This window comes from Nocardioides sp. Z13_37 (assembly GCF_058355585.1).
Genome location: NZ_JBZGDV010000005.1, coordinates 272,246 through 297,412 on the forward strand (window position 1 = coordinate 272,246; position 25,167 = coordinate 297,412).

Below are 25,167 nucleotides of genomic sequence, written 5' to 3' on the forward strand. Positions count from 1 at the left end.
TTGCCGACCACCACGACGACCGTCCGGAAGGCGTCGGGCATCTGAGGGCAGGCGCAAGGAGACACGATAGCGCAACTCAGGACACGCCACAAACGCGGGGACGATTTCCCATCGGGTCATGCCACGCGTTGGCCATGACTATGGACGCCGGAGGGCCCGTGGTCAAGCAGAACGCGCCGATCGGGCCCGTTCGGGTCGCTCCGGGAACGGCTCCCGAGCCCGGGCATGACGAAGGGCGGCCACCCCGGACCCGGGGTGGCCGCCCTTCGACGGTTGCTGCGGAGCAGCGTGGTTCAGACGCGGATCGTCACTTGACCGTGACGGTGGCGCCGGCGGCCTCGAGGGCCTCCTTGGCCTTGTCCGCGGCCTCCTTGGTGGCGTTCTCGAGGATCGTCTTGGGGGCGGCCTCGACGAGGTCCTTGGCCTCCTTCAGACCGAGGGAGGTCAGGGCGCGCACCTCCTTGATGACGTTGATCTTCTTGTCGCCGGCGGCCTCGAGAACGACCTCGAACTCGTCCTTCTCCTCGGCGGCGGCGTCGCCACCGGCGGCACCACCGGCGGCCGGGGCGGCGGCCACGGCGACGGGGGCGGCGGCGGTCACGCCGAAGGTGTCCTCGAACTGCTTCACGAACTCGGAGAGCTCGATCAGGGTCATCTCCTTGAAGGCCTCAAGGAGCTCGTCGGTGCTGAGCTTCGCCATGGTGGCAAACCTTTCCTTGTGTGGTGCGGCCGCGTGGTGCGGCAGCGCCGGGGTTTCAGGTGGTGTACGTCGGCCTGGTCAGGCGTCGGTGGACTCGGCGGCCGTGTCGGCCGACTCGTCGGTCGCCTCGGTGTCGGCGGCTCCCTCGGACGAGGGGGCCTCCTGCGCCGGAGCGTCCTCGGCAGCGGGAGCAGCCGGCGTGCCGGCACCACCTGCGAGGATCGAGGGGTCCTGCTCGGCCTTGGCCTGCAGCGCACCCGCGAGACGGGCGGCCTGGGCGATCGGCGCGTTGAGCAGGTAGACGGCCTGGGACAGCGAGGCGAGCATCGCGCCCGCCAGCTTGCCCAGCAGCACCTCACGCGACTCGAGGTCCGCCAGCTTGGCGATCTCGGAGGCGTCGAGGGGCTTGCCGTCGAGGACTCCGCCCTTGATGACAAGAGCGGGGTTTGCCTTGGCAAAGTCACGCAGACCCTTGGCGGCCTCGACCACGTCTCCATTGATGAAGGCGATGGCGGTGGGGCCGGTCAGCAGGTCGTCGAAGCCGTCGATGCCCGCCTCAGTGGCGGCGATCTTGGCCAGCGTGTTCTTGACCACGGCGTAGTTGGCGTTCTCGCCGAGGGCTCGCCGCAGGTCCTGCAGCTGCTTCACGGTGAGCCCGCGGTACTCGGTCAGCACAGCGCCGGCGGAGTCGTTGAAGGACTCAACGATCTCTGCGACGGCGGCAGTCTTTTCTGGCCGCGCCATGGGTCTCCTTCCGGGGTTGACCACCGGCGTCGGTCCCACAGACGACGAACGCCCCGAGCACAGGCTCAGGGCGTTGGTGCGGCATCTCTGCCGCTGCTCTGTCACCTGCGCCGGCCGCCCGCTGCTGCGGACCTTCAGTCGTGGGCGAGGAGCCCATGACAACCTGCGGTCTCTGGTTTCGAGAGGAACACTACGCGCCACGGCACGAGGGCGACAAATCGGCGGGGAGTGGGCGGCAAAGCGCCCAATCGTCCCACGCCCGGTCGCCAACACTGGTTCCATTGCCGCGTGGACCACCAGCTCATGACCGTCGGGGCCTCGCTCGCCCGCAGCGACGAACGCATGCTCACCGGGCGCAACGCAGCAGGGCGCCTCTGGAAGACCGGCTTCGGCGGTCTCGACCCCCTGATCGGCGGCGGGATGCGCGCCGGCTCGCTGGTGCTGCTCGCGGGCCCGCAGGGCCTCGGCAAGTCCACGTTCGCCCTCCAGGTCGCGCGCAACAACGCCGCGACCGGCCGCCCGGTCCTCTACTTCTCCTTCGAGCACGACGCCGAGGACCTGACCCAGAAGCTCCTCGCGATGGAGGCGGGCGAGCTCGACGACTCCGACCAGGTGCGGGTCAACAGCATCCGCTCGATCTTCGACGACCTCTGGGTGAGCTCCCTCGAGCACCGCCTGGAGTCGGTCCCCTCGGGCGTGGAGGCGCTGGCGCGGGTGGCCCACTACTCCGAGATGCTCTTCGTGCACCGCTCCACCGGCACCCGCACCGACCTCGGCGCGATCCAGGCCGCCATCGAGGCGGTGCGCGAGCTGTCGGGCACCACGCCGCTCGTCGTCGTCGACTACCTGCAGAAGGTGATGTCGCGCCACCCCGACGAGGAGACCAGCACGACCGAGGTGGTCGAGGGCCTCAAGGACCTCGCCATCGACATCGCGGCCCCGGTGCTGGCCATCTCCGCGGCGGAGAAGAAGGCACTGCGCTCCGGCAGGCGGATGCGCGCCAACGACCTGCGCGGCTCGAGCGCCCTGGCCTACGAGGCCGACGTCGTGCTGGTGCTCAACAACAAGTTCGACATCGTCGCGCGCCACCACCTGACCTACGACCTCGGCAACGCCGAGCGGTTCCGGGAGTACGCCGTGCTCACGGTGGAGAAGAACCGGTTCGGCCGCGACGGGGCCGTGCTGCAGTTCCGCACCCGCTTCGACCAGGGCCGCTACGAGCCCGAGGGCACGGAGGTCAAGGAGCAGCTGATCGACGAGCGGATCTTCCGGGACTGACCCCGGGCAGACCCGCCCGTCGCCGGGCTCACAGCCCGGGCTGCTCGGTGACCTCGCTCGACGGGGGCGCCTCGATCTCCACGTCGGTGCCGAAGTCGGAGTAGGTGCCCTCGCTGATCGAGGTCGTCGGCTGGCCGCCTCCGGTCGCCGGGACCTCGATCGTCTGGGTGAACTTGCGCGGCAGGTTGTCGGCGTCGACCCACATCTCGGTCACCAGCTCGTCGGGCAGCATCTTGGCCATCGCGGGCGGGAACTCCATCGCCTTGACGTACTGGGTGGGGTCGAGGGTGATGCGGTAGTGGTTGGTCTCGACGCCGTCGACGTCCTCGGTGCCGACGAGCTCGAGCTTCTTCGGCGCCTCCATCGACCTGAACATCACCTCGGGGTCGGTCATCTTGCCGATCATGCCGAACAGCGAGTCGGGGTCGCTCAGGTCGATCTTGAGCCACTTGTCACCGGTGCCGAGGTCCTTCGACCTCATGTACATCGCCTGGTCGATCAGGATCATCTCCATCTCCTGTGCCCCGGTGCTCGACGCCTTCATCTCCACGCCGTCGCCGGCGAAGCGGGCCTCACCGGTCATGGTCTGCGTCTGGCCGGCGGTGCCGGAGGTGGTCTCGAAGGCGAACGTCTCGGCCTCGCGCATCGCGTCCATCACCGACGGGTAGAAGTCGTCGGCCGACAGCTCGGTCAGGGACGCCCCACTCTCCCCCTCCGCGGCGCCGTCGTCCGTGCTGTCGTCGGTGCTCTCGTCGGTGCTCTCGTCGGTCGCCGAGCTCGAGGAGTCGTCGGAGCCGGCGTCGTCGCTGCACGCGGCGAGCCCGGCCCCCAGGGTCAGGACCAGGGCGGCGGAGCCGAGGCGGCGGGCAAGGGGCGTGACGCGCATGAGTGTCTCCTGGGACGAGGTGATCGACGATCCGGTGGCCGGGTGGCCGGGTGGCCTTCTACCCAAGGGTCGCACGGGCAAACGAACGGCCGGGGTCTCGACGGGAGCAACCGCCCCCGGACCTGCCCGGGAACGCAGGACGGCCCGGCCACCCCGTGAGGGGTGACCGGGCCGTGCTGGCGGACCGGGGGTCAGGCCTGGGCGCCCTCGTCCTCGGACGCGACGTTCTTCACGCGGTTGGGGTCGACCTGGATGCCGGGACCCATCGTGGTGGAGACGGTGATCTTCTTGATGTAGCGACCCTTGGAGCTGGCCGGCTTGAGACGCAGCACCTCGTCGAGCGCGGCGGCGTAGTTCTCCGCGAGCGCGACCTCGGAGAACGAGGCCTTGCCGATGATGAAGTGCAGGTTGGAGTGGCGGTCGACGCGGAACTCGATCTTGCCGCCCTTGATGTCCGTGACGGCCTTGGCGACGTCGGGGGTCACCGTGCCGGTCTTCGGGTTGGGCATGAGCGAGCGGGGGCCGAGCACGCGACCGAGGCGGCCGACCTTGCCCATCATGTCGGGCGTGGCCACGACGGCGTCGAAGTCGAGCCAGCCGCCGGCGACCTTCTCGATCAGCTCGTCGCCACCGACGAACTCGGCGCCGGCCTCACGGGCAGCCTCGGCCTTGTCGGCGTTGGCGAACACGAGGACGCGGGCGGTCTTGCCGGTGCCGTGAGGCAGGTTGACGGTGCCGCGGACCATCTGGTCGGCCTTGCGCGGGTCGACGCCCAGTCGCATGACGACGTCGAGGGTCTCGTCGAACTTCTTCTTGGAGCCAGCCTTGGCGATCTTGATGGCGGCCAGCGGGGCGTAGAGCTCGTCCTGGTCGAACGACTCCGCGGCCGCGCGGTAGGTCTTGCTGCGCTGCATGGTCTTCTCGTTTCTGTGGTGCGAAGGATGTGGTTTAGGCGAGCCAGCGCGGCTCTCCCACGTCGGAGCTGTTGTGCTGAGCCCGCGACCTCGTTCAGTCGGTCGTGACGCCCATCGAGCGCGCGGTGCCCTCGACGATCTTCATGGCCGCGTCGATGTCGTTGGCGTTGAGGTCCGGCAGCTTGGTCGCGGCGATCTCGCGGACCTGGTCCTTGGTCAGCTTGCCGACCTTGTCCTTGTGCGGGACGCCGGAGCCCTTGGAGAGGCCGGCGGCCTTCTTGATCAGCTCGGCGGCCGGCGGGGTCTTGGTGATGAAGTCGAACGAGCGGTCCTCGTAGATGGTGATCTCGACGGGGATCACGTTGCCACGCATGGACTCGGTCTGGGCGTTGTAGGCCTTGCAGAAGTCCATGATGTTGACGCCGTGCGGGCCGAGCGCCGTACCGACCGGCGGGGCCGGGGTGGCCGAGCCGGCCTGCAGCTGCACCTTGACCAGTGCGGCGATCTTCTTCTTGGGAGGCATTGCCTTCTTCTTTCTCTCTTGTGGTCCTGACGAGGGCCGATGCCCCCTGCCACGGGTTGTCGCTACTTCAGTGTCGGGCCCGCACGGCGGACCGACGAAATCGTCAGACCTTCTGGATCTGCGAGAACGAGAGCTCGACCGGGGTCTCGCGGCCGAAGATCTCCACGAGCGCCTTCACGCGCTGCGACTCGGCGTTGATCTCGGTGATCGTCGCGTGGAGCGTGGCGAACGGACCGTCGACGACCATCACGGAGTCGGAGACGTCGAAGTCGGCCACCTCGACCGGCTTGCGCGGGGTCGTGGACGCGCCCTTCTCGCCCGACGCGGCGGCCTCGGCCTCGGCGACGGCCACGACGGCCGGCGCGAGCATGTCCTCGACCTCGCTCATGCTCAGCGGCACGGGCTGGTGGCTGTGGCCCACGAAGCCGGTGACCGACGGCGTGTGGCGCACGGCCGACCAGGACTCGTCGGTGAGGTCCATGCGGACCAGGACGTAGCCGGGGAGCACGGTGCGGGTGACCATCTTGCGCTGGCCGTTCTTGATCTCCGCGACCTCCTCGGTGGGGACCACGATCTCGTGGATGTAGTCCTCCATGTTGAGGGAGATGATGCGGTTCTCGAGGTTCTGCTTGACCCGCTTCTCCATGCCGGAGTAGGTGTGCACCACGAACCAGTCGCCGGGCTTGGCCCACAGCTCACGGCGGAACGCCTCGAGCGGGTCGTCGGCCGACTCCTCGGCGGGCTCGTCGCCGGCCTCGGCCTCGTCCTCGGACTCGTCGGCGTCGGTCTCCTCGGAAGCGGCCTCGTCGGTCGCGTCCTCGATCCCCTCGTCGCTCACCTCGTCGGTCTCGGTGTCCGCGACGGAGTCCGTGACGGCGTCCTCCGGGGTCGCCTCGTCGACGGACTCGACCTGGTCGTCGACCTGGTCCACGTCATTGTTCTCAGACACGTCTCACTCCGTAGGTCGTTGCTGGTCCCGGTCGCCGGGACCGGGGGCCGGGATCACCCGGCGGGATTGCGAGCGGTGGTCACTGCCCACCTCGTCACTGGGCGCTGTTGCCCGTGAAGACCTCGAAGACCAGCTTTCCGAAAGCCAGGTCGAGGACGGTCACGAGCGCCATCACCACGATGACGAAGACCAGCACGACGAAGAAGTAGGTGACCAGCTGCTGCTGGGTGGGCCACACCACCTTGCGGAGCTCGGCCACCACCTGGCGCAGGAACGTGACGGGGCTGGTGCGCCCACGGTCGTCGCCGCGCGAGTCGCGCCGGTCCTGAACCGCGTTGCCGTCGGCCACGTCATCCACCTTCTCGTTGTTGCTGTGCAGTGTTCCTCGCAGGGCACGAGGGACTTGAACCCCCAACCTTCGGTTTTGGAGACCGATGCTCTGCCAGTTGAGCTAGTGCCCTCCGGCGGTCTCGTCCCCATCACTGGGGGCATGCCGAAGCATGTGGCGAAACCACCAGTCCGGAAGCATACGGGGCGGGCCCAGTCCCAGTCGAACCGAGGCGTCGCACCGGGGGCGGAGCGAGCACCGGGTCCGCCTACGATGCAGGGATGGCGGGTGCTGCGGGGGCGGGGCGTACGGAGCCGCTGCGAGACGTCTCGCGGCTGCCCAAGGCGCACCTGCACCTCCACTTCACCGGCTCGATGCGGCACGCCACGCTGCTCGAGCTCGCCGAGCGCGACCAGATCGTGCTGCCCGACTCGCTGGTGGAGGACTGGCCGCCGCAGCTGAGCGCGGCGGACGAGAAGGGCTGGTTCCGCTTCCAGCGCCTCTACGACGTGGCGCGCTCGGTGCTGCGCACGCCCGACGACGTACGCCGCCTGGTGCGCGAGGCCGCCGAGGACGACGTGCGCGACGGGGGCCGCTGGCTGGAGATCCAGGTCGACCCGAGCGGCTACGCGGCGCGCTTCGGCGGCATCACCGCGTTCACCGAGCTGGTCCTCGACTGCGTGCGCGACGCCTCCGAGCGCACCGGCCTGGGCATGGCCGTGGTCATCGCCGCCAACCGCACCCGGCACCCGCTCGACGCCCGCACGCTGGCCCGGCTGGCCGCGCAGTACGCCGGTCGGGGCGTGGTCGGCTTCGGGCTGTCCAACGACGAGCGCCGCGGGCGCACCGAGGAGTTCGAGGGGGCCTTCCGCATCGCCGAGCGCGCCGGGCTCCTGCTCGTGCCGCACGGCGGCGAGCTGCGCGGGCCGTCCCACGTGCGCACCTGCCTCGACAGCCTGGGCGCCCAGCGGCTCGGCCACGGCGTGCGCACCGTCGAGGACCCCGCGCTGCTCGACCGGGTGGTCGAGTCGGGCGTGGCGCTCGAGGTGTGCCCGGTCTCCAACGTCTCGCTGGGCGTCTACTCCGACCTGACGTCGGTGCCCCTCCCCCAGCTGCTGTCAGCGGGCGCGACCGTCGCGCTCGGCGCCGACGACCCGCTCCTCTTCGGCTCCCGGCTCGCCGGCCAGTACGCCACCATGCGCGCCGCGCACGAGCTCGACGACGCGACGCTGGCCCGGCTGGCGGAGATGTCGTTCGAGGCCTCGCAGGCGCCCTCCGACGTGATGGCGGCCGCGCGGCGCGACATCGCGGCCTGGCTGGCCTGAGCCCTCCGGCCACGAGGGCCCGGAGGGCTCAGAGGTCTCGCAGGGCTCAGAGGGAGCAGCCGACCGTCACGGGTTCGTTGACCAGGGTGATGCCGAACCGCTCGCGCACCCCGTCGCGCACCTCGCGGGCCAGGGTGAGCAGCTCCTCGGTCGTGGCGCCACCGCGGTTGGTAAGGGCGAGCGTGTGCTTGGTCGACAGGCGTACGCGCTCCCCCGCCGCCGCGCTGGTGTAGCCCTTGGTGAAGCCGGCGCGCTCGATCAGCCAGGCGGCGCTCGACTTCACGCCGCCGTCGGGCTGCTCCCACCGCGGGGCGTCGGCCGGCAGCGCAGCGGCCTGCTCGGGGGCGAGGACCGGGTTGGTGAAGAAGGATCCCGCGCTCCAGGTGTCGTGGTCGGCGGGGTCGAGCACCATCCCCTTGCCCGCGCGCACCGCCAGCACGGCGTCCCGCACGGCCGCCAGCGGCGCCCGCTCGCCGGTCCGCACGCCGACGGTGCGGGCGAGCTCGGCGTAGTCGATCGGCTCGGACAGGTCGCCCTGCCGAAGCTGGAAGGTCACCTCGAGGACGACGTAGCGCCCCGGCTCGGCCTTGAACCGGCTGTGGCGGTAGCCGAAGCCGCAGTCGGCGGCGGCGAAGGTGCGCTGGGTGCGGTCGACGCGGTCCCAGGTCCGGACCCGGGAGATGGTCTGGGAGACGTCCTGGCCGTAGGCGCCGACGTTCTGGATCGGGGTGGAGCCGACCGCGCCGGGGATCCCGGAGAGGGCCTCGATGCCCGCCCATCCCTGGGCGACGGCGTGGGCCACGAGCGCGTCCCAGTCCTCGCCGGCCGCCACGGTGAGCACGACGCCGCCGCACTGGGCGAGCGCGTCGACGTCGCAGGTGTCGGTGTCGGCCGCGGTCCCGGTGGTGGCGACCTGCACGACCCGGCCGTCGAAGCCGGCGTCGGCCACGACGAGGTTGGAGCCGCCCGCCAGCAGCAGCACCGGGGTGCCGGCGGCGTCGGCGTCGGCCACGGCCGCGACGAGGTCGGCCTCGGTGTCGGCACGCACCCACTCCCGGGCGGGGCCGCCCAGCCGCAGGGTGGTGTGGTCGCGCAGGTCAGTCACCGGCGCCGGCCCCACGCACGACGGCCCTGGGCATGCCGAGCACCTTGCTGCCCTCGCAGGTCACCTCGAGCGCGAGCGTGACCAGTCCGTCGGCGACCGACTTCACGGTGCCCCCCACCACGACCTGGGCCCCGCCCTCGGCGGGGACGACGACGGGGCTGGTGAACTTCGCGCCGAGGTCGACGACCTCGGCGCCGTCGGTCCACTCCGCGACCGCCCGTCCGACGAGGGCGAGGGTGTACATGCCGTGGGCGATGACGCCGGGCAGGCCGACGCTGCGCGCGACCTCCTCGTCCTGGTGGATCGGGTTGTGGTCGCCGCTGGCGTCGGCGTAGGCGACGAGGTCGGCCCGGGTGATCGTGTAGGTCCTGGGCTCGAGGGAGGCGCCGGCCTCCAGCGGGGCGGTCACTGCGCCGCCTCCTGGCCCGAGGAGTGGACGAGGGTGGCCTTGCCGGTGCACACGACCGCGCCGGTGGCGTCGGTGATCTCGCTGGCGGTGGCGATGATGTCGGCGCCGCCGATCTGCCGCAGCCCGGTCACCGTCAGCGTCGCGCTGAGCTCGTCGCCGACCGCGAGGGGGCGTACGTAGGCGAAGCGCTGCTCGCCGTGGACGATGCGGTGCAGGTCGATGCGCTCGGCGTCGAGGAAGGCCTGCATGGCGTCGAAGGCGAGCACGATCGGGAAGGTCGGCGGCACCTGCTCACCGGCCCCGCCGGGGTGGCCGACGGCGGCGGCGAACGCGGCGACCCTCTCGGAGGTCACGGTCAGGGGTGCCGGCGCGGGGAACTCACGCCCCACCAGCGAGGGGTCGACAGGCATGGCCCGAGCCTAGGACACCCCGCCGGCGCGTCGTCCGGGCCCGGACGCACAGCGACCCGTCCGAGTGCTCGGACGGGTCGGGGTGCGACGGGAGACGCTCGTCGGCGAACGGCCTCAGCGGGTCTCGCGGTGAGCGGTGTGCTGCCGGCAGCGCGGGCAGAACTTCTTGAGCTCGATGCGGTCGGGGTCGTTGCGACGGTTCTTCTTCGTGATGTAGTTGCGCTCCTTGCACTCGGTGCACGCGAGCGTGATCTTGGGGCGAACGTCAGAAGACTTGCTGGCCATGGGAGATCCTTGGGTTGCGGGTGGTGCGGGGCGGAGCTGCAGGACACTGGTGGTAGCGGGGGCGGGACTCGAACCCGCGACACCACGATTATGAGCCGTGTGCTCTAACCACCTGAGCTACCCCGCCGCGGAGGCCGGTCTCCCGAGGGAGGTCCGACCCAGAGCCCCTTTACGGAATCGAACCGTAGACCTTCTCCTTACCATGGAGACGCTCTGCCGACTGAGCTAAAGGGGCAACGACGGAGAACGATACACACGCCCCGCCACGATGAGAAATCGGCTCCCGCGGAGCCTTCCCGGGCCTGTCCGGACCCCCTTCGGGAGGGGTGTCGGGCGGGGTGTCAGGCGGCCTGGATCCGGGGCCAGCCGACGGCCTCCTCGAGCTCGTAGGACAGCGCGAGCAGGCGTGCCTCCCGCCCGGCTCCGGCGCCCAGCATCATCCCCTGCGGGAGCCCGGCGGCGGTCGTGGCGAGGGGGAGCGAGATCGCCGGCTCGCCGGTGGCGTTCTGCAGCGGCGTGAAGGCCACCCAGTCCATCAGCCGGGCCATGATCTCCTCGTAGTCCTGGTCGGGTCGCAGGTGCCCGACCCGGGGCGTCTCGGTGGCCAGGGTCGGCGTCAGGGTGATGTCGTACGACGCCCGGTGCCGGGCGGCGAGGCGTTGCGAGCCGCGCAGCACCGCGATCGAGAACGGCTGCTTGTGCAGGTTGCGGGCGGCGTGGCGGGCCAGGCCGAGGGTGAGGTTGTCGAGCCGGGACGGGTCCCAGGTGGGCCCGAAGTCCTTCGTGCCCCGTCGCACGATGACCAGCGCCAGCATCGCCCAGAAGCGCACGAAGTGGTCGGGGAAGCTCGCCGGCACCGGGTTGTCGACCTCCTCGACGTGGTGGCCGAGCTGCTCGAGCAGCTCGGCCGTGCGGAGGGTCAGCTCGCGGACCTCGGGGCTGCACGAGCGCCCGATGCCCTCGGTGACGACGGCGACCCGCAGCCGGGCGCGGCTGGGACGGGTGACGTCGCCCACGGGCGGGAGGAGCGGGTTGCGCCAGACCTTCTCGGCCTCGCGGTAGAACGCGGCGGTGTCGCGGACGCTGCGGGTCAGCACGCCGTCGGAGACGATCCGCACCGGCATCGCGCGCATCATCCGGTCCTGGGCCAGGCGGCCGCGGGTGGGCTTGAGGCCGACCAGCCCGTTGACCGCGGCCGGGATCCGGATCGACCCGCCCCCGTCGTTGGCGTGCGCGATCGGCACCGCCCCGGCCGCGACGAGGGCGGCGGAGCCGGCGGACGAGGCGCCGGCGTAGTGGTCGGTGCCCCACGGCGAGCGCACCGGGCCGAGCCGCACGTGGTCGGCGGCGCCGGAGAACCCGAACTCCGAGAGCTGGGTCTTGCCGAGCGGGATCAGCCCGGTCGCAAGGTACATCCGGGCGAAGTCGCCGTCCACGGCCTGCGGCTGGGCGGTGAACGCGTCGGACCCGTGCTGGGTCGGCATGCCGGCCACGTCGGCGTTGTCCTTGACGAAGGTGGGCACGCCCGCGAACCAGCCGCCGCGGGGGTGGCGTGCCTCCTCGCGCGCCCGGTCGTAGGCGGCGTACGCCACGGCGCCGAGCGCGGCGTCGACCTGCTCGGTGCGGGCGATGGCGGCCTCGACCACCTCGGGCACCGAGACCGAGCCGGCGCGCAGCGCCTCGACCAGGCCGGTCGCGTCGAGGTCGGCGAGGGCGTCGTCGGGGGTGAACGCGTGCACGCGTCCGGCTGCTGTCATGCGCGTGAGACTAGCCAGCGCGCCCCGCGGGCGACAGGCTCTCGGCTCCCCCGCGCGCCGCCCGGACGTCATCCGAACCCGCACCCACCACCACGCCTTCGCATGACGCAACCCGCGCGCCGCCGGTCAGCCGGCACACCCCCGCCGGTGGCACCCGGCGAGGTGGTCGTCGACGAGCCCGATCGCCTCCATCAGGGCGTACATCGTCGTCGGCCCGACGAAGGCGAAGCCGGCCTTCTTCAGCGCCGCGGACAGCGCGACCGACTCGGGCGAGGTGGTGGGGACGTCGGCGGTGGTGCGGGGCGCCGGGCCGGGCTCGGGCCGGAAGGACCAGATGAACGCCTCCAGCCCGCCGTGCTCGCGCAGGGCGACGGTGGCGCGGGCGTTGGTGACGGCCGCCTCGACCTTGCGACGGTTGCGCACGATGCCGGCGTCGGCCATCAGCCGCTCCACGTCGCGCTCGTCGAAGGCCGCGACGGTGTCGGCGTCGAAGCCGGCGAACGCGGCGCGGAAGCGCTCGCGCTTGTCGAGGATGGTGCGCCACGACAGGCCCGACTGGAACGCCTCGAGGGTGAGCCGCTCGAGGTGTGCGGCCTCGCCGTCGACGCGCAGGCCCCACTCGGTGTCGTGGTAGTCGCGGTTGACCGGGTCGCCGGCACCCCAGGGGCAGCGCGGGACCCCGTCGGCGCCGACCACGGGACCGACTCCGCTCTCCATGCGGGCATCCTCGCGCACGCCGGGGACAACCGGGCCCCAGCCGGGCTCAGCCGCGTTGCTTGAGCCTGACGTTGGGCAGCGGCGGCGCGGGGATGGGCTGCAGGTCGAGGTCGACCACGCCGAACCGGCCCGGGGCCACGTCGCGACCGTCGGCCACCACGCCGTCGCCGACGACGACCTGGTCCTGCCACTCCTGGCGGTAGCCGGCGACCTCGTCGTGGGTGCGGCCGATGAAGTTCCACCACATGACGATCGACTCGCCGAACGGCGGGCCGCCGAGGAGGAGCAGGCGCGCCTCGTCGGAGGCGGTGAGGGTGATGCTGGAGCGCCCGGCCGGGACGTGCCCCAGGTCGCTCGGGGCCAGCTCCTGGCCGTCGACGTCGATCGAGCCCACGTCGAGCAGCACGCCGTGCTCGAAGGAGGGGTCGACCTCGATCTCCAACGACCTGCCGGGGGCGAGCATGACCTCGGCGCCGAGGAGCGGGGTGTGCACCTCCACCGGCGAGCTCGCGCCGAGGAGCGAGCCGATGAACACCCGAGCCTCCCAGCCGGGCCCGCGGACGGGCTGGGGCGCGAAGTGCTCGAAGCGGGGCTCGACGTGGCGGCTGCCGTCGGGCAGCGCGATCCACAGCTGGGCGCCGTGGAGCGTGGTCGTGCCGGGGGTCGACACCTCCGTGTGGCTGATCCCGCGGCCGGCGGTCATCAGGTTGAGCTCGCCGGGTCGCACGGTGGCCCGGCTGCCGACGGAGTCGCGGTGCTCCAGCTCGCCGTCGAAGAGCCAGCTCGCGGTCTGCAGGCCGGTGTGCGGGTGGGCCGGGAGCACCATCCCGCCGGTCTCGTCGACCTCGTCGGGACCGTAGTGGTCGACGAAGCACCAGGCGCCGATCAGCGAACGCTGGCGCTGCGGCAGCGTGCGACGTACGCGCATGGCCCGGGGACCTCCCAGCGGGACCTCACGCGGTGCGAGCACCTCGACATCGGTCATCGTGCGCCACGGTACCCGTAGGGGTGAACCCCGCGCAGCCGGTCTCCGGACTCGGCCCGCGTCCGGAGCGCGAGCGGGCCCGGCCGGGCTCCGTCCGGCGGAATAGGAGGGCCGTGGTGCCCGTTGCCGCCAGTCGTGCCCTCCCTCTTCGAGCCCCTGTCGCTCGGTGCCGTCCGCGCCGACAACCGCGTCCTGATGGCACCGCTGACCCGGATGCGTGCGACGGTGCCCGGCGACGTGCCCAACGACCTGATGCGCGACTACTACGTCCAGCGCGCGGGAGGCGGCCTGCTGATCTCGGAGGGCACGCAGATCAGCCCGGAGGGCAAGGGCTACATGGACACCCCCGGCATCCACAACGCCGAGCAGGTCGCGGGCTCGCGCCGGGTCACCGACGCGGTGCACGAGGCCGGCGGGCTCATCGCCGCCCAGCTGTGGCACGTCGGCCGGGTCTCGCACGAGTCGTTCCACGACGGCGACCTGCCGGTCTCGGCGAGCGACGGGCCCTACCGCAACCGCACCACCGTGCGCGGCGCGGACGGTCGCCCCACCCGCGTGGCCTGCCCGGTCCCCCGCCCGCTGCGCCTCGAGGAGATCCCCCGGCTGGTCGAGGACTACCGCCGGGCGACGCGCCACGCCCGCGAGGCGGGCTTCGACCTCGTCGAGATCCACGCCGCGCACGGCTACCTGCTGCACCAGTTCGTCGCCGCCGACAGCAACCGGCGCACCGACGCGTACGGCGGTCCGCTGGCCCGCCGCGCCCGGCTCCTGCTCGAGGTGACCGACGCCGTCGCCGACGCCTGGTCCGCGGACCGGGTCGGCGTCCGGATCTCGCCGATCGGCTCGTTCAACGGCACCGAGGACCCCGAGGGTGCCGAGGCGGGCCTCCACGTCGCGGCCGAGCTCGGCCGCCGCGGCCTGGCGTTCCTCCACCTGTCCGAGCCGGACTGGACGGGCGGCCCCGCGCTCGACGACGACTACCGCCGCGCCCTGCGGGCGGCGCACCCCGGCCCGATCGTCGGCGCCGGCAGCTACGACCTCGCCAAGGCCGAGCGGCTCGTCGGCGCGGGCCTCATCGACGCCGCCGCGTTCGGGCGTTCCTTCATCGCCAACCCCGACCTGCCGCGCCGGCTCTCCGAGGGGCTGCCGCTCAACCCTCCGCGTCCCGAGACGTTCTACGGCGGCGACGCCGAGGGCTACACCGACTACCCGGCGTACGGCGCCGCGTGAGGCCGCCGCACGCGTGGGCACCGTCACTGTTTAAGGGTTCGTCGCCGAGCCCCTCCGGCGCCTAGGGTCAGCACGACATGCAGGACCACCCACCCCGGATCGCGACGTTCTACACCGGCTCCGACGACGCACCCACGCCGGACCCCGAGACCCGGTCACCGCTGGCGTTCCTGCGATGGGTCCTGGGCCAGCAGAAGGCGCTGATCGCGCTCTCGTCGCTGTGCTACGCGCTGTGGTTCCTGCCGATGACGCTCGGGCCGTGGATCTTCGGCCGCGCGGTCGACCAGGGCATCGTCGGCGGCTCGGAGGCGGCGCTCCTCGGCTGGGCGGGCCTGCTGCTCGCCGTCGTCGTGGTGGGCGGCGTCTTCGGCATCGTCTCCCACACCCTGGTCGTGCGCAGCTGGCTCGTCGCGCTCTACGGGACGCTCGAGATGGTCACCCGCAAGGTGGCCCAGATGGGGCACGTGCTGCCCCGGCGGGCGCCGACCGGCGAGGTGCTGAGCGTCGCGTCGAGCGACTCCGACGAGTTCGGTGCGCTCACCGAGATCGTGGCGCGCACCCTGGGCCAGCTCGCGTCCTACCTCACCGTCGCGTTCATCGTGCTCACGATGTCGTGGGAGCTGGGCCTGCTCACCCTGGTGGCGGCGCCCCTCCTCGTCGGCGCGGCGCTCCCACTGCTGCGCCCGCTGCACCGCCGCCAGCAGCTCGAGCGCTCCCGCACCTCCGACCTGACCTCGCTGGCCACCGACATCGTGGCCGGCCTGCGGATCCTCCGCGGCATCGGCGGAGAGCAGACCTTCGGGGCCAACTACGACCGCCAGTCGCAGTCGGCCCGGCAGGCCGGCGTCGCCGCCGGCATCTGGCAGGCCGTCGTCGAGGCCGTGGGCGTCCTGCTCTCGGGCATCTTCCTCGTCGCGCTGGTGTGGCTCGGCACCCGGCAGGTCCAGGCCGGCGAGCTGAGCGTCGGCGAGCTCATCACCTTCCTCGGCTACGGCCTCTTCATGGTCGGGCCCATCCGGACCTTCTTCGAGTTCGCCCAGAAGGGCGTGCGGTCCCTGGTCAGCGCACGCAAGGCCACCGCGATCTTCGACCAGCGGCCCCCGTGGCGCGAGCCGGCCGAGCCGGTCGCGCTCGACGGCAGCGCCACGCTCCACGACGCGGCGAGCGGTCTGACGGTGGAGCCGGGCGTCCTGACGGTCGTCGTGAGTGCGGTGCCCGAGCAGAGCGCGGCGCTCGCCGACCGGCTTGGCCGCTACCTGCCCGCCGACACCGAGCCCGTCCCCGCCGTGGAGGACGACGGCACCAAGGGCCGCGCCGCGCGGCGCTCGCGGGCCGAGCGAGCGCGCGAGCGGGCCCGGATCGCGGCGCGCGACGAGGAGCGGGCGACCCGCGAGTGGGGCGTCACCCTCGGCGGCGTCGACCTGTCCCGGGCCACGCTCGACGACGTACGCCGCCAGGTGCTGGTCAGCGACACGTCCAGCCAGCTCTTCGCCGGCACCCTCCAGGACGCCGTCGACCCCCACGCCCGGCTCACCCGGGAGCAGGCCGAGCACGCGCTGCGCGTCGCCAACGCCGAGGACGTCTACGACGCACTCCCCGAGGGCTGGCAGGGCCAGCTCGACGAGCGCGGCCGTGGCCTGTCCGGCGGGCAGCGCCAGCGGGTGGTGCTGGCGCGAGCGATCGCGACCGACGCGCCGATCCTGGTGCTGGTGGAGCCGACCTCCGCCGTCGACGCCCACACCGAGGCACGCATCGCCGAGCGGGTCGCGGAGACCCGGCGCGGCCGCACGACGGTGGTCACCACGGTCTCGCCCCTGTGGCTGCACCACGCCGACCGCGTCGTGCTGCTGCACGACGGCACCGTCGTCGCCGAGGGCCGCCACGCCGACCTGCTGGCCGACCACGACGGCTACCGGCGCGTGGTGGCCCGCGAGATGGACGACGCGATGGACAGCGAGATGGACAGCGAGGAGACGGTCCGATGAGCACCGACCTGCTCGCCACCTCGGCCGAGACCTGGCGCGACCGGGCCGACGACCCGCCCGCGATCCCCGACGAGCTGCTGCCGCCCGAGCACGCCGGCCTGCGTGAGCGCAACCGCGCCCTGTGGCAGCGCCACGACCTGCGGCGCCAGCGGGCCGAGGACGTCTACGACGCCTCGCGCAACCCGGTGCGCGGCTGGCCGGTGTCGGGCAACCGCGCGGTGCTGGCGTTCCTCGTCGACCTGGTGCGCAGCCGCAAGCGGACCTTCGTGCTGCTGGTCGTGCTCAACGCCCTGGCCGCGGGCTCCGCCCTCGTCGTGCCGCGCCTGCTCGGCTCCCTCGTCAACCGGGTGGACACCCAGGGCACGGGCGCGAGCGGCCTCGACACGATCGCCCTGGCGGTCGTCGGCGTCGTCGTCCTCCAGGCGCTGCTCACCTTCGGCGCGCAGCGCACGTCGACCTACTTCGGCCAGGACCTGCTCGCCTCGGCCCGCGAGCACGTCGTCCGCACGATCCTGCGCCTGCCAGTGGGCCGCGTCGAGGGAGCCAGCACCGGCGACCTGGTCACCCGCGTCACCCGCGACGTCGGCACGATGGCCCGCTCGGTGCAGTGGGGCGTGCCGCGCCTGCTGATCTCGCTGATGACGGTCGTGCTCTCGATCGTGGCGATGCTGCTCAACTCGCTGCTGCTGGCGGTGCCCGCGCTGGTGGTCTTCGCGCTCTGCACCCCCGCCGTGCGCACCTACCTGCGTCGCGCGCCCAAGGCGTACATCACCGAGGGCGCCACCTATTCGCGCATCAACACCACGCTCACCGAGACCGTCGAGGGGTCGCGGACCGTCGAGGCACTGGGGCTCTCGCGGGCTCGCGTGGCGGCGGGCTCCGACGACATCGCGGTGTCGGGGCAGGCCGAGCGCTACGGCATGACGCTGCGCAACGTGCTGTTCGCGGCCCTCAACGCCGCATTCCAGGTGCCGCAGGTCGTCACGCTGGTCGTCGGCGCCTACGGCTACAGCCGCGGCTGGGTCGACCTCGGGCAGATCACCGCCGCGCTGCTCTACGTCGTCGCGCTGGCCGAGCCGCTCGACGCGGTCATCGGCGAGGTCGACCGCCTCCAGGTGGGCGCGGCGTCGACGAGCCGGCTGCTCGGCATCGCCGAGGTGCCGCCCGACCGCGAGCCCGGCGACAAGCTGCCCGAGGGCGCCGAGCTCGTCGGGTCGGACCTCCGCTTCGCCTACCGCGAGGGCCACGACGTGCTCCACGGCGTCGACCTGCGCCTGCGCACGGGCGAACGCCTGGCGGTCGTCGGCCCCAGCGGGTCGGGCAAGTCGACCCTCGGACGGCTGCTGTCGGGGATCAACCGCCCCCGCACCGGCTCGGCGCGGGTGGGCGGGGTCGACCTGGTCGACCTGCCGCTCGAGGTGCTGCGCACGGAGGTCGCGCTCGTCACCCAGGAGCACCACGTCTTCATCGGCTCCGTGCGCGACAACGTCGTGCTGGCGCGCGAGGACTCCTCCGACGACGACGTGCGCCGGGCGCTGGCCGCCGTCGGTGGCCTGTCGTGGGTCGAGCGGCTGCCGGAGGGCCTCGACACGATGATCGGCTCCGGGCGCTTCGCGCTGACCCCGGCCCAGGCGCAGCAGGTCGCCCTGGCCCGGCTGATCATCGCCGACCCGCACACCCTCGTGCTCGACGAGGCCACGTCGCTCATCGACCCGCGCACCGCGCGCACGCTCGAGGGGTCGATGAACAGCCTCCTCGAGGGCCGTACGGTCGTGGCGATCGCGCACCGCCTGCACACCGCCCACGACGCCGACCGCATCGCGGTGGTCCTCGACGGGCGCATCGTCGAGCTCGGCAGCCACGACGAGCTGATCGAGCTCGACGGGGAGTACGCCGCCCTGTGGCGCGCCTGGACCTCCTGAGCCCCGCACTCAGCCGTCGAGGCTGCGGTCGAGGTTGATCACGGCGCTGATCAGGCTGAGGTGGGTGAAGCCCTGCGGGAAGTTGCCCAGCTGCTCGCCGTTGAGCGCGACCTGCTCGGCGTACTGGCCGAGGTGGTTGGCGTAGGTGAACATCTTCTCCAGCGCCAGGCGGGCCTCGGCGAGGCGACCGGCGCGGGTCAGCGCCTCGACGTACCAGAAGGAGCACAGCGAGAACGTGCCCTCCCCGTCGAGGGTGCCGTCGGCGGCGGAGACGCCGTCACCGAAGGCCTCGGGCTCGTAGCGCAGCACCAGGCTGTCGGAGACCAGCCGCTCCTCGATGGCCGACAGCGTGGAGAGGAAGCGCGGGTCGTCGGGTGCCAGCATCTTCACCATCGGCATCAGCAGCGCGCCCGCGTCGAGCACGTCGCTGCCGGCGAAGGCGGTGAACGCGCCGATGTCGTCGTTCCAGCACTCGGTCATCACGCGCTCGTAGATCTCGTCGCGCGTCGCGGCCAGGCGGGTGAGGTCGCCGGGCAGGCCGCGGCGGCGGGCCACGCGCATCATCCGCTCGACGGCGACCCAGCTCATCACCAGCGAGCTGGTGTGGGTGCGCGGCTGCGACCTGATCTCCCACATCCCCGCGTCGGGGCGCGCCCAGTTGTCCATCAGCCACGAGACGATCCGGCGCAGGTCGCCCCAGGCGTCGTGGCTGATGCCGCGCCCGTGCTTGTCGAAGAGGTAGACCGAGTCGATCAGCTCGCCGTAGACGTCGAGCTGCAGCTGGTCGACCGCGGCGTTGCCGACGCGCACCGGCCGGGAGTCGCGGTAGCCGGCGAGGTGGTCGAGCTCGCGCTCGTGGGGCAGGTCGCCGTCGAGGTCGTAGACCACCCGCAGCGGTCCGAGCTCCTCGTCGACGCCGTCGTCGGCGGCCTCCCCGAGCCGCTCGGAGAGGAAGCGCACGAACGCCCCCGCCTCCTCGGTGAAGCCGAGGCGCAGGAGGGCGTAGACGCTGAACGCGGCGTCGCGGATCCACACGTAGCGGTAGTCCCAGTTGCGCGAGCCGCCGATGCTCTCCGGGAGGCTGGTGGTCGGCGCGGCGATGATCCCGCCCGTGGGCTCGTGGCACAGCAGCTTGAGGGTGAGCGCCGAGCGATCCACCCACTCGCGCCACCGCCCGGTGTAGGTCGCCTGCGAGAGCCACTCGCGCCAGTAGGCGGCGGTGGCCTCGAAGAGCTCCGACACGTCGGCGGGCGTGCAGCCGCGGGCGGGCTCGTCGGGGGCCAGCACCTCGAGCACGAACAGCGCGGACTCGCCGGTCGCGAGCGCCACCCCGGCCGACGCGGCACGCGCCTCGACGTCGAGGTCGACGGTGCTCGACAGCGCCAGGTGGACGTCGCCGTCGGCGAAGCGCACCACGCCGTCCTCGACGTCCAGGTCGGGGTCCGTGCGGGCGTAGTCGGGGCGGGGCGTCATCTCCATGGTGAGCTCGACCGAGCCGCGCAGCCCGACCACGCGGCGCACCAGCCGCTGCCGGTGGTCGGGGTCGTGGGCGCGCAGCACCGGCATGAAGTCCTGGACCTCCACCACTCCGTCCTCGGTCATGAAGCGGGTGACGAGGATGTTGGTCTCCGGGTGGTAGTACTGCTGGCTGCGCGCATCGGGGTCGTCGGGCGCCAGCCGCCACGACCCGCCGTCGGGGTCGAGCAGCGAGGCGAAGACGCTCGGCGCGTCGAACCGGCCCGGGCAGAACCAGTCGATGGTGCCGTCGGTCGCGACGAGGGCCGCCGTGCGGAGGTCGCCGATCAGGCCGTGGTCGGCGATGGGCGCGGCCGGTCCGCCGGGACCCCGGGCATCACTGCCCATCGGCGTCACGGCCCAGGCGCCAGCCGTCCTCGGGGAGGGCGAGCGCCGCGTCCGGCCCCCAGGAGCCCTGCTCGTACGGCAGGGGCGCCGGCCGGTCGTCGAGCACCGGCTGGCACACCTGCCACAGCCGCCGGGTCTCGTCGGCGTGCGAGAAGAGGGTGTGGTCGCCGTGGAGCACGTCGAGGAGCAGCCGCTCGTAGGCCTCGAGCGGCTCGTCGTTCGGGAGCTCCTCCCCCAGGTCGAGACGCATGGTCGCCGGGGCGAGCTCCATCTCGGGGCCGGGGCGCTTGCCGAGCAGGTCGACGTGGACCTGCGCCTCGTCGGAGAGCTCGAGGACGAGCTCGTCGGGGGCAAGTCCGTCGCCGAACACCGTCGAGTCGGGCGCTCGGAAGCGGAGCGTCACCGTGCGGGCCGTCTCGGCCATCGCCTTGCCGGTGCGCAGGAAGAACGGGACGCCGCGCCAGCGGTCGTTGTCGACCCAGACTTCCAGCGCCACGAAGGTCTCGACGTCGGAGTCGTCCGCGACGTCGTCCTCGTCGCGGTAGCCGTCGTACTGCCCGAGCACGACCCGCCCCGGGTCGAGCGGTCGTACGTCGGCGAGCACCGCGGCGCGGGCGCGTCGGACGGCGGCGGCCGACCACTCCCCCGGGTCCTCCAGGGCGACCGCGCCGAGGATCTGGAACAGGTGCGTGGAGACCATGTCGCGCAGCGCGCCGGTGGACTCGTAGAACGAGCCGCGGCCCTCCATCGCCAAGGTCTCGGGCACGTCGACCTGCACCGAGGCGATGCTCTCGCGGCTCCACGCCGGCTCGAAGAGGGCGTTGGCGAAGCGCAGCGCGAGCAGGTTCTGCACCGCCTCCTTGCCGAGGAAGTGGTCGATGCGGAAGACCTGGTCCTCGTCGAAGACGTCGTGCACGTCGCGGTCCAGCTCCTCGAACGACGCCAGGTCGAGGCCGAAGGGCTTCTCGATCACCAGCCGGGCGCCCTCGGCCAGCCCCTCGCGTCCCAGCATCGCGACCATGCCGCCCATCGCCGCGGGCGGGACCGAGAGGTAGACCAGGCGCAGCACGTCGTCGCCGAGCCCCTCCTCCACCTCGCGCACGCGCGCGGCGAGGTCGGCGTCGGAGACCTGGAACGAGAGGCGGTCGAGGAGGACGCGCACCAGGTCGTCGTCGAGGTCGTCGACCGTGTCGCGCAGCCCCTCCAGCACCTCGTCGCGGAACTCGTCGTCCGAGCCGGGCGAGTGGCGCCCGCTGCCGATCACGGCGTACTCCCGGGGCAGGCGGCCGGCCGCCGCGAGGCGGTAGAGGCCAGGGAACAGCTTGCGCGACGCGAGGTCGCCGCGGGCACCGAAGAGGACGAAGACGCAGGGCGGGAGGTCGGTGTCGCCGGAGGTCGCTCGAGCAGCGGTCGTCATGCCCGCCACGCTAACGATCACCCGAAGGAGTGGGCCCTCGCGCGACGCGTCACGTGTTGCTGTAGACCGCCGGTCCGCCGTCGTCCCCGGCCGCACCGCCCGAGGGACTGGGCCCGCGGCCCGCCCAGGTCCAGGCGTAGGCCGGGTCCTCGACGGCGAGGCCGCCCTCGCCGAGCTCGAGCGGGGCGAAGGTGTCGACCATGACGGCCGACTCCTCGAAGTACTGCACCCCCAGCGAGGCCTCGATCGCGCTGGGCTGCGGGCCGTGCGCGTGGCCGCCGGGGTGCAGGCTGATCGAGCCGATGCCGATGCCCGAGCCCTTGCGGGCCTCGTAGTCGCCGCCGACGTAGAACATCACCTCGTCGGAGTCGACGTTGGAGTGGTAGTAGGGCACCGGGATCGCGAGGTCGTGGTAGTCGACCTTGCGGGGCAGGAAGTTGCAGATCACGAAGTTCCAGCCCTCGAAGACCTGGTGCACCGGCGGCGGCTGGTGGACCTTGCCGGTGATCGGCATGTAGTCCTCGACGTTGAACGTGTAGGGGTAGAGGCACCCGTCCCAGCCCACCACGTCGAAGGGGTGCGTGGCGTAGGTCAGCCGGGTGCCGACGATGCCGGCGCTGGTGCGGTGCTTGACCAGCACCTCGACGTCCGTGCCCTCGACCTCGAAGGTCTCGGCCGGGCCGTGGAGGTCGCGCTCGCAGTAGGGCGCGTGCTCGAGCAGCTGGCCGAAGCGCGACAGGTAGCGCTTGGGCGGGTGGATGTGGCTGTTGGCCTCCACCGCGTAGAGCCGCGACGGCTCGCCCGGCACCCACCGGTGGTCGGTCGCGCGCGGGATGACGACGTAGTCGCCGGTGCGGTAGGGCACGACCCCGAAGACGGTCTCGACGGTGCCGCTGCCGGACTCGACGTAGACGCACTCGTCGCCGATGGCGTTGCGGTAGAGCGGGGACGGGTCGGTGCCCGTCAGCACGTAGGCGATCCGGACGTCGTTGTTGCCCAGCACCAGCCGCCGGCCCTCGACCGGGCAGGACCCGGTCTGCAGGTCGTGCAGCCGGAGGTGCCGCGGCTTGAGCGGGTGGTTGGGGGTGCGCGACTGGTCGGCGAGGTCCCACACCCGGCTGTCGGTGATCGCGCTCGGCACGCCCCGGCGGTAGAGCAGCGAGGAGTCGGAGGAGAACCCCTCCTCGCCCATCAGCTCCTCGCGGAAGAGGTGGCCGTCGTCGTCGCGCAGCTGGGTGTGCCGCTGGCGGGGCAGCCGACCGAGTGCTCGGTAGTGGGCCATCAGTGCGCTCCGTTCATCCGATTACCGGACGTTTGCGTCCGTTATCTGGTGGCTAGAGTAGCCCCGTGGTCCCCCCTCCTGCATCCCCCGATCCCGCCCGCAGAGCTGCCTGGCCCGAGGAGTGGCGCGGCCTCGTCGACGACGCCGCGATCTTCCCGCCCGGCGACGTGCCGCTCCACGAGGCGACCACGGCCCACACCGCGCGCCGCGAGGAGTGGTGGGCCGACCTGGTCGGCAGCCTCGTGCTCCGCGACACCGACCTGCCGCTCGTCCGCGGCTTCGGCGGCCCGCTGTCGGTCGTGGTGACCGGGGGCGCCGGCCAGCTCGCCGGCCCGCTCGGCGCGGCCGCCCGCCTCGGGCTGCACGTCGCAGCCGTGGAGATCGCCGTGCGCGACGTCGACGACCCGGTGGGCAACGTGCGCCGCATCGACGCCGCGTTGCGTGCCGCCGGGGCCGACGACGTCCCGCTCTTCGTCGAGCTGCCCGGGCCGGTGACCGCCGGTTGGCTGGCCGCCGCCGACGAGGTCGCTGCCTGCGGGCACCGCCTCAAGCTCCGCCTGGGCAACGTCGACCACGACCTCGTCCCCGGGTCCGCGACCGTCGCCGGATGGCTCGACGCGGCGCTCGACCGCGAGACCCCGTTCAAGGCCACCGCCGGGCTGCACCGGGCGGTGCGCCACGACCCGGAGGGCGGCGGCGCGCACGGCTTCCTCAACCTGATGGCGGCGACGAGGACGCTGTGGGACGGCGGCACCGTCGAGGACGCGACGGCCGTCCTGGAGGAGCGCGACGGCGCCGCGCTCACCGCGGCGCTCGCCGGGGGCGGGGTGGCGTCGGCCCGGCGCTGGTTCACCTCGTTCGGCTCGTGCTCGGTCACCGAGCCGCTCGACGACCTGATCGCCCTCGGACTGGTGGAGGACAACGGATGAGCCGCAACAGCTGGGTCGAGGGAGCCGCCGGCTCCGGGTTCGACGTCGACCACCTCCCCTACGGCGTCTTCGCGCGCTCCGGCGAGCGCCCGCGGGTCGCGGTGCGCATCGGCGACCAGGTGCTCGACCTCAGCGTGGTGGCGGCCGCCGACATGGTCGACACCCACGAGCTGTTCGACCAGCCCACGCTCAACCCGTTCATGGCGGCCGGTCCCGCAGTCTGGGAGTCGACCCGCGCGTGGGTGACCGGCCTGCTGACCGACCAGACGGAGCGCGACCTCGTCGAGCCGGCCCTGGCGCCGGTCGACTCGGTGACGATGCTGCTGCCGTTCACGGTCGGCGACTACGTCGACTTCTACGCCTCCGAGCACCACGCCTCCAACGTCGGCCGGATCTTCCGTCCCGACCAGGAGCCGCTGCTGCCCAACTGGAAGCACCTCCCCGTCGGCTACCACGGCCGCTCGGGAACGGTCGTGGTCTCGGGCACCGACGTCGTACGCCCGCACGGGCAGCGCAAGGCGCCGGCGGAGGAGCGGCCGAGCTTCGGCCCGTCCCGTCGCCTCGACATCGAGGCCGAGCTCGGCTTCGTCGTCGGGGTGCCGTCAGCGCTGGGCGACCGGGTCGCCACGGCCGACTTCGCGCGGCACACCTTCGGCGTCGTCGGCCTCAACGACTGGTCGGCGCGCGACATCCAGGCGTGGGAGTACGTCCCGCTCGGGCCGTTCCTCGGCAAGTCGTTCGCGACCTCGATCAGCGCGTGGGTGACCCCGCTCGCGGCGCTCGACGCCGCCTGGACCGACCTGCCCGGCCAGGACGACCCGGAGGTGCTCGACTACCTCCGCGTCGAGGGCCGCGCGGGCCTCGACATCGAGGTGGAGGTGGTGCTCGACGGCGAGGTGGTCTCGCGTCCGCCCTACCGCACGATGTACTGGTCGCCGGCCCAGATGCTCGCCCACACCACGGTCAACGGCGCCACCGTGCGCACCGGCGACCTGTGGGGGTCGGGCACGGTCTCGGGCGCCGAGCCCGGCCAACGCGGGTCGCTGCTCGAGCTGAGCTGGGGCGGCACCGAGCCGTTCACCGCCGGCGGACGCGAGCGCACCTTCCTCGAGGACGGCGACGAGGTGACCCTGCGCTACACCGCGCCGGGCACGGGGGGCGGGCGGATCACCCTCAGCGAGGTGACCGGGCGCATCCTCCCGGCCCGGACCTAGGCTGCTCGGT

Annotated in this window: 24 protein-coding genes and 3 tRNA genes; 7 read left to right on the forward strand and 20 right to left on the reverse strand. The window is 72.5% G+C overall.

Translation table 11 applies throughout. The features are described from left to right. Window positions 1–307: 307 nt before the first annotated feature. Both rplL and rplJ read right to left on the reverse strand, forming a co-directional pair. The gene (gene rplL / locus AC4H2S_RS14155) at window positions 308–700 is read right to left on the reverse strand and encodes a 50S ribosomal protein L7/L12 (protein WP_491497618.1); all 393 of its coding nucleotides are present in this window, start codon (window positions 698–700) and stop codon (window positions 308–310) included. A 78-nt stretch (window positions 701–778) separates the two neighbouring features. Beyond that, window positions 779–1,444 (reverse strand): 50S ribosomal protein L10, encoded by a 666-nt coding sequence (gene rplJ, locus AC4H2S_RS14160; protein ID WP_491497619.1) that lies wholly within the window; start codon window positions 1,442–1,444, stop codon window positions 779–781. 288 nt (window positions 1,445–1,732) lie between these two features. On the opposite strand from rplJ, the gene AC4H2S_RS14165 reads away from it, so the two are divergent. Next, entirely contained in the window at window positions 1,733–2,722 is a 990-nt protein-coding gene (locus AC4H2S_RS14165; RefSeq protein WP_491497620.1) for a DnaB-like helicase C-terminal domain-containing protein, read from the forward strand. A 28-nt stretch (window positions 2,723–2,750) separates the two neighbouring features. Here the strand turns inward: AC4H2S_RS14165 and AC4H2S_RS14170 are convergent, their stop codons facing one another. From AC4H2S_RS14170 to AC4H2S_RS14195, 6 genes are all read right to left on the reverse strand, one after another. Then, on the reverse strand, window positions 2,751–3,608 hold the full coding sequence (locus AC4H2S_RS14170; protein WP_491497621.1) for an SCO4651 family lipoprotein: 858 nt from the start codon (window positions 3,606–3,608) through the stop codon (window positions 2,751–2,753). A 191-nt stretch (window positions 3,609–3,799) separates the two neighbouring features. Then, on the reverse strand, window positions 3,800–4,522 hold the full coding sequence (gene rplA / locus AC4H2S_RS14175; RefSeq protein ID WP_491497622.1) for a 50S ribosomal protein L1: 723 nt from the start codon (window positions 4,520–4,522) through the stop codon (window positions 3,800–3,802). Window positions 4,523–4,616: 94 nt separating this feature from the next. Beyond that, on the reverse strand, window positions 4,617–5,045 hold the full coding sequence (rplK, locus tag AC4H2S_RS14180) for a 50S ribosomal protein L11 (protein ID WP_186340213.1): 429 nt from the start codon (window positions 5,043–5,045) through the stop codon (window positions 4,617–4,619). 103 nt (window positions 5,046–5,148) lie between these two features. Continuing rightward, a complete protein-coding gene (gene nusG, locus AC4H2S_RS14185) occupies window positions 5,149–5,994 on the reverse strand; it encodes a transcription termination/antitermination protein NusG (RefSeq protein WP_491497623.1) in 846 nt (281 codons plus the stop codon). 94 nt (window positions 5,995–6,088) lie between these two features. Continuing rightward, on the reverse strand, window positions 6,089–6,343 hold the full coding sequence (gene secE, locus AC4H2S_RS14190; RefSeq protein WP_186340212.1) for a preprotein translocase subunit SecE: 255 nt from the start codon (window positions 6,341–6,343) through the stop codon (window positions 6,089–6,091). A 39-nt stretch (window positions 6,344–6,382) separates the two neighbouring features. After that, a tRNA-Trp gene (locus AC4H2S_RS14195) sits at window positions 6,383–6,455 on the reverse strand. 148 nt (window positions 6,456–6,603) lie between these two features. Here AC4H2S_RS14195 and AC4H2S_RS14200 point away from each other — a divergent pair. After that, window positions 6,604–7,647 carry an adenosine deaminase gene (locus tag AC4H2S_RS14200; protein ID WP_491497624.1) on the forward strand — a complete coding sequence of 348 codons (1,044 nt, stop codon included), beginning with the start codon at window positions 6,604–6,606 and terminating at the stop codon, window positions 7,645–7,647. A 46-nt stretch (window positions 7,648–7,693) separates the two neighbouring features. Here AC4H2S_RS14200 and AC4H2S_RS14205 read toward each other — a convergent pair whose 3' ends face one another. The 9 genes from AC4H2S_RS14205 to AC4H2S_RS14245 all read right to left on the reverse strand — a co-directional run bounded on the left by AC4H2S_RS14205 (window position 7,694) and on the right by AC4H2S_RS14245 (window position 13,315). Then, the gene (locus AC4H2S_RS14205; protein WP_491497625.1) at window positions 7,694–8,767 is read right to left on the reverse strand and encodes a UDP-N-acetylmuramate dehydrogenase; all 1,074 of its coding nucleotides are present in this window, start codon (window positions 8,765–8,767) and stop codon (window positions 7,694–7,696) included. Continuing rightward, on the reverse strand, window positions 8,745–9,161 hold the full coding sequence (locus AC4H2S_RS14210) for a MaoC/PaaZ C-terminal domain-containing protein (RefSeq protein ID WP_491497626.1): 417 nt from the start codon (window positions 9,159–9,161) through the stop codon (window positions 8,745–8,747). Before AC4H2S_RS14210 ends, AC4H2S_RS14205 begins: the two co-directional genes overlap by 23 nt. Continuing rightward, window positions 9,158–9,571 (reverse strand): FAS1-like dehydratase domain-containing protein, encoded by a 414-nt coding sequence (locus tag AC4H2S_RS14215; protein WP_491497627.1) that lies wholly within the window; start codon window positions 9,569–9,571, stop codon window positions 9,158–9,160. Before AC4H2S_RS14215 ends, AC4H2S_RS14210 begins: the two co-directional genes overlap by 4 nt. A 114-nt stretch (window positions 9,572–9,685) precedes the next feature. Next, entirely contained in the window at window positions 9,686–9,856 is a 171-nt protein-coding gene (gene rpmG / locus AC4H2S_RS14220) for a 50S ribosomal protein L33 (RefSeq protein WP_186340208.1), read from the reverse strand. 50 nt (window positions 9,857–9,906) lie between these two features. Beyond that, a tRNA-Met gene (locus AC4H2S_RS14225) sits at window positions 9,907–9,983 on the reverse strand. Between the two features lie 35 nt (window positions 9,984–10,018). Next, window positions 10,019–10,091, reverse strand: a tRNA-Thr gene (locus AC4H2S_RS14230). 106 nt (window positions 10,092–10,197) lie between these two features. Further along, entirely contained in the window at window positions 10,198–11,613 is a 1,416-nt protein-coding gene (locus AC4H2S_RS14235) for an amidase (RefSeq protein WP_491497628.1), read from the reverse strand. 126 nt (window positions 11,614–11,739) lie between these two features. Beyond that, on the reverse strand, window positions 11,740–12,330 hold the full coding sequence (locus tag AC4H2S_RS14240) for a DNA-3-methyladenine glycosylase I (RefSeq protein ID WP_491497629.1): 591 nt from the start codon (window positions 12,328–12,330) through the stop codon (window positions 11,740–11,742). Window positions 12,331–12,376: 46 nt separating this feature from the next. Continuing rightward, window positions 12,377–13,315, reverse strand: a complete 939-nt coding sequence (locus AC4H2S_RS14245) for a pirin family protein (RefSeq protein WP_491497630.1) — start codon at window positions 13,313–13,315, stop codon at window positions 12,377–12,379. Window positions 13,316–13,450: 135 nt separating this feature from the next. On the opposite strand from AC4H2S_RS14245, the gene nemA reads away from it, so the two are divergent. The 3 genes from nemA (at window position 13,451) to AC4H2S_RS14260 (ending at window position 18,452) form a co-directional block, all read left to right on the forward strand. After that, complete coding sequence (gene nemA, locus AC4H2S_RS14250; protein WP_491497631.1) at window positions 13,451–14,545, forward strand: N-ethylmaleimide reductase; 1,095 nt, start codon at window positions 13,451–13,453, stop codon at window positions 14,543–14,545. Between the two features lie 77 nt (window positions 14,546–14,622). Beyond that, window positions 14,623–16,530 carry an ABC transporter ATP-binding protein gene (locus tag AC4H2S_RS14255; RefSeq protein ID WP_491497632.1) on the forward strand — a complete coding sequence of 636 codons (1,908 nt, stop codon included), beginning with the start codon at window positions 14,623–14,625 and terminating at the stop codon, window positions 16,528–16,530. Next, window positions 16,527–18,452: an ABC transporter ATP-binding protein gene (locus AC4H2S_RS14260; protein ID WP_491497633.1), complete on the forward strand. Its 1,926-nt coding sequence runs from the start codon at window positions 16,527–16,529 to the stop codon at window positions 18,450–18,452. Before AC4H2S_RS14255 ends, AC4H2S_RS14260 begins: the two co-directional genes overlap by 4 nt. A 9-nt stretch (window positions 18,453–18,461) precedes the next feature. Here AC4H2S_RS14260 and AC4H2S_RS14265 read toward each other — a convergent pair whose 3' ends face one another. Genes AC4H2S_RS14265 through AC4H2S_RS14275 form a run of 3 tightly spaced genes read right to left on the reverse strand, consistent with a single transcriptional unit; the run spans window position 18,462 to window position 23,014 of the window. Next, window positions 18,462–20,315: a glycoside hydrolase family 15 protein gene (locus AC4H2S_RS14265; protein WP_491497634.1), complete on the reverse strand. Its 1,854-nt coding sequence runs from the start codon at window positions 20,313–20,315 to the stop codon at window positions 18,462–18,464. Then, window positions 20,305–21,732: a glucose-6-phosphate dehydrogenase gene (gene zwf / locus AC4H2S_RS14270; RefSeq protein WP_491497635.1), complete on the reverse strand. Its 1,428-nt coding sequence runs from the start codon at window positions 21,730–21,732 to the stop codon at window positions 20,305–20,307. Before zwf ends, AC4H2S_RS14265 begins: the two co-directional genes overlap by 11 nt. A 49-nt stretch (window positions 21,733–21,781) precedes the next feature. Continuing rightward, window positions 21,782–23,014 carry a homogentisate 1,2-dioxygenase gene (locus tag AC4H2S_RS14275; RefSeq protein WP_491497636.1) on the reverse strand — a complete coding sequence of 411 codons (1,233 nt, stop codon included), beginning with the start codon at window positions 23,012–23,014 and terminating at the stop codon, window positions 21,782–21,784. 65 nt (window positions 23,015–23,079) lie between these two features. On the opposite strand from AC4H2S_RS14275, the gene AC4H2S_RS14280 reads away from it, so the two are divergent. Together AC4H2S_RS14280 and fahA are read left to right on the forward strand one after the other, a co-directional pair. Continuing rightward, window positions 23,080–23,943, forward strand: a complete 864-nt coding sequence (locus tag AC4H2S_RS14280) for a hypothetical protein (RefSeq protein WP_491497637.1) — start codon at window positions 23,080–23,082, stop codon at window positions 23,941–23,943. After that, window positions 23,940–25,157, forward strand: a complete 1,218-nt coding sequence (gene fahA, locus AC4H2S_RS14285; RefSeq protein WP_491497638.1) for a fumarylacetoacetase — start codon at window positions 23,940–23,942, stop codon at window positions 25,155–25,157. The genes AC4H2S_RS14280 and fahA overlap by 4 nt, the downstream gene beginning before the upstream one ends. Window positions 25,158–25,167: the final 10 nt, after the last annotated feature.